The following is a 3992-nucleotide window of genomic DNA, read 5'->3' as shown; positions in this document are numbered from 1 at the left end:
TCGTCTAAAATTTTCAGTTTAAAGGGTTCTGAATACCGTCTGATTACTTTGTCATTTTTGTACATAATGTTTAAAATTATGTAGCCTTTATTCAGGACGGGTCAATATTGGTTACAACGGTCTCGTATAAGAATAGTTGCGGGTTTGCGTGCGAGGAATTTCCGAAGGAAATTCAGACGTAGCAAACACGCAACGACCTTTGATTAAGCACTAAACCGCTATTATTTTTATACATTGTTGTAAGTAGTTTTTATTCCGCTTTTTTAAATTCTTTTACAATTTCAGAACCGTCTTCAAAAGTCTGTATGATTTTCAGTTCATTGTCTTTTTCAGAATACTTTATTTTTTCGTCAAATTTAGTGTCTCTCCATCTTCCGTCACTATTTCCCCAAGTCACTTTATTTCCGCTAATCTTAATTTTGTAATCAAACTTTTTTCCATCGTCCTTTCGAGTGTACGAAACGTTATAAATTCCGCCATTGTCTTTTACACTTATTATTTCAGGTGGCTGATTCATAATCGCAGAGATTGTGTATTTGGCAATTTCGGATTCGGTAAAAACTTTCTTTGGCAATTCAACCGTTTCTAATTCAGTTTTTGAGTTGGTTTTTTCCTCACTCTTTTTATTTCCGCAACTACTAAATGTTATAGTCAGAATTAAAATACTTATCAATGTTTTTATTCTATTCATAATGGTTTGGTCAAATTACTTACAACGGTCTCGGCTATGAGTAGTTGCGTGGGTTTGTACGAAACTCAACAAGTACACATAAAACTGAAAATCCGCGAGGATTTTCAGAAGTAGGCGAGAACGAGCAATTACTTATAGCCATTGTTGTAAGCAGTTTTTTTATTTATAATATTCAATTTCTCTTGTTGTAATTTCAATAAGTTCCAAATCATTGTGAGTTTTCCCTTCTAACTTTTCTTTTTTTATCCAATTACCCAATTTATCGTAGTCAAAATTGTAAACTACAACTTTTATTGATTCTCCAGATTCGGTTAAATATTCTTTTAATTTTATGTTCTGATATTTGTCGTATTTAGTGATTTCTGTTTTATACTTTTCAAATCCTAAACGTCTATACTTTCCGATGACTTCTATGTCTTTAGTTTTATTTCCAAGTTCGTTGTATTCGTATTTGAATTGATATCCGATTATCGGTTCTTTATTCGGATAGATATAATAACCAATTGATTCTATTTTGTTACCATTGGAATCATATTTATATACTTGGTCTGTATTGTGAGGCGAAAATTGAGCAAGTTGAAATTTCCTAACTTGACGGCTTTGATTATCATATTCAAAACCAAATAGAGGTTTGTACTTACATTCAGTATTTCCATTCGATTTCATACATTGACCTTCCTCAATTATATTTCCCTTTAAGTCAAACTTGAATATTCTTTCTTCAATAAAGTTTTTTCTCAAGTTGTGAGAGGTTTCTTTTGTTAAATTTCCATCACTATCATATTGGTAATTTTCTATTTCATATATATAATTTTCTTTTCCTTCTTGAGTTTTTTCGTTGTAATCACTATAACCACCATATAAATATACTATCCTCTTTGCGGTTCTATTTTCGTTGTCAAATTCCTGAGATATTTCTTTTACCAAAGTGTTATTTATATAATGTTTTTCGAGGACTAAATTCCAATTATCATCGTATTGGTAAGTCTCACCATCTAATCCACTCGTCATTTTATTTAGTTTAGAAAGAAGTTTACTGTTTTTAAATTCATAGTGAATTCCCTCATCTCTCAAAGTTCTATTGATTACATCAACTCCCAATCCATTTTTTATAATTTTTAAAGGGTTTCCATTCGTATCAAAATTATAAATGAAATTCTCGGAATTATCGTTTTTTAAATTTTCCTTTTGAATTATCACATTTTTGACTTTCCCAAACAATTCTATATTCAAAGCTTTTTCGTCATCGTATTGGAAAGTTGTTTTTTCTTGTCCGAAAACAAATATTGAATTCAATAGAATAATAAATGTCAAAAGGTTAATTTCTTTTCTCATTTGGGTTTGTCAAAATTGCTTACAACGTGATTGTATAAGAATAGTGCGGTTTTGTGTGCGAGGATTTTCCGAAGGAAAATCAGAAGCTAGCAAACGAGCAACTAACTTTGGTTTAGCTAAAACTAGCAATTTTTTTTATACGGTGTTGGCTACAGTTTTTATTTTTTAATTCCGTTTTGATTTAAATTCACAGATAAACATTGGCAAATCAGTATTGAAGTCCGATTCCGGGTTTTTATCGGTCAGTTTTTTTCTCAAACTTTATCAATTCCGCAACAGTTTTGAAGTCAGTTTAAGCATAAAATAATCCGTTTTATTTTTAGATTTCTAAAAGGTCAAAACATTTGACAATTTTAAAAGATACATTATTAAAACTGTTCCTCCAGTACTCACAAAAATTGAGCTTTGCCAGAACCAAACTTTGTTTCCCCATATATTTAACCATTTTTTTCCAAAGGATTCTTTCACATAACCTTTCATACTTTTATAGTAGAGAAGATTAATTATCAAGAAAATTGCGATTCCAATTATTATTATCCAAATTTTATTCATAGTTAAAATCTTTAATTAGTGCTGTGTGTTCAAATTGTAGCCAACGTGATTGTATAAGATTAGTTGCGTTGTTTAAGCACCTAATTTAGCAAATACAAACCGAATAGAAAATCCGCGAGGATTTTCGTAAGTAGGCTAGCACAAGCAATTAATTTTATACGGTGTTGTGTGCAGTTTTTTTATTCAAATTGTTGTTTCAAATATGATATTTTTGGATTCCTTTTGTTTATAATTATTTCAATTTCTTTTCCTTTTTCATAATTTTCAAAATTTGGCAAATAGACATCTCGTATATAATTTTTTTTTAGATAACTATACTTAAAAGTCAATATTTTCCATTTTTCATTTTCATACTTTTTATCGATGATTCCTTTGCCAGATATGTAATTTTCTTCATTTATGATTTTTGGTTTTTTGTAATTTACCTCACAAAATTCAGGATTAGATTTAGAGTATTTTAACTCGTAAAATTCTCCAATTTCAACAGAATTTCTCCCTGATAATTCTCTTTCATATTTTTTTCCATTTACATTATATTTTATAATATCTGTGTATCCTTTATATGTGCTGTAACCTGTTTTTTTACAAATTGTTAAGTCTGTATTAATTGATAATAGTTCTTTAGTTGTCTTTTTTAGGTTAAAAGCGTAATAAAAAAAGGATATAACTATTATTGATAAAAGAGCAATTCCAAAATAGACTTTCTTTTTCTGTTCAGCGCTTAAATTATCCTTTGCTATTTTCATTCATTTTAAACTTTTTTTTTGAGTTTGCTGGGAAATTGCACACAACGGTTTAGGCTATGATTTCGTTGTGGAAAATGTCGGCAGACTTTTCCGCTTATGGAATCATGCCGGATTAAAAGTACAAATGTTTAAGTTTAGGACAAAGCCCACAATGAATTATAGCCTTTGTTGTGTGTAGTTTTTATTCAGTTCCACTTATTATATTTTTTAATCCAAATCCAAATTCTCCATGTTTTCCTCCAGCCCAACTTTCATAGAGAACTCTTGTCGGTATCCCACAACTCGGACAATAATAGTCAAGAAAGGAATTTGGTATTTCAGACAGTTTTTCTTTTATAAACTCAGTCATTTTTTTAGCGTCCAATTCCGTTAGATTTGTAAAATCCGATAATTGATGTTTTTTTAAATTACTAAAGTTTACTGAGATTTTATTTTCGCAATTTATACATTTCAACTCCGCAGTTGGATGGGTTTCAAAATCAGCGTAACTATTAAATTCAGTTTTGTCAGTTACTTTGTTAATTTCGGTTAATTTCATTTAGGACGTTTCTCAAATTACACACAACGTGTTTGTGTAAGGATAGTTGCGTGATTAAGCAACTAACTTAATAAAAATGGAGCGAACCAAAGGAAAATCCGCAGGATTTTCCGAGTAGGCTAGAACCAAG

General features: G+C 30.0%; 4 protein-coding genes. All 4 read right to left on the bottom strand.

Features of this window, described 5'->3' with window-relative positions; all coding sequences use genetic code 11:
* Positions 1-250 precede the first annotated feature (250 nt).
* The 4 genes from IE051_RS18420 to IE051_RS18405 all read right to left on the bottom strand — a co-directional run bounded on the left by IE051_RS18420 (position 251) and on the right by IE051_RS18405 (position 3862).
* Positions 251-691: a hypothetical protein gene (locus tag IE051_RS18420; protein ID WP_189362883.1), complete on the bottom strand. Its 441-nt coding sequence runs from the start codon at positions 689-691 to the stop codon at positions 251-253.
* Between the two features lie 159 nt (positions 692-850).
* Positions 851-2026, bottom strand: coding sequence for a hypothetical protein (locus tag IE051_RS18415; protein WP_189362882.1), 1176 nt, complete (start codon positions 2024-2026; stop codon positions 851-853).
* Positions 2027-2757: 731 nt separating this feature from the next.
* On the bottom strand, positions 2758-3324 hold the full coding sequence (locus IE051_RS18410) for a hypothetical protein (protein ID WP_189362881.1): 567 nt from the start codon (positions 3322-3324) through the stop codon (positions 2758-2760).
* A 181-nt stretch (positions 3325-3505) separates the two neighbouring features.
* Positions 3506-3862 carry a hypothetical protein gene (locus IE051_RS18405; protein ID WP_189362880.1) on the bottom strand — a complete coding sequence of 119 codons (357 nt, stop codon included), beginning with the start codon at positions 3860-3862 and terminating at the stop codon, positions 3506-3508.
* Positions 3863-3992: the final 130 nt, after the last annotated feature.

It is taken from the genome of Algibacter mikhailovii (assembly GCF_014651495.1).
Classification (GTDB): domain Bacteria; phylum Bacteroidota; class Bacteroidia; order Flavobacteriales; family Flavobacteriaceae; genus Algibacter_E; species Algibacter_E mikhailovii.
This window is presented reverse-complemented; position numbering and strand designations above follow the sequence as displayed.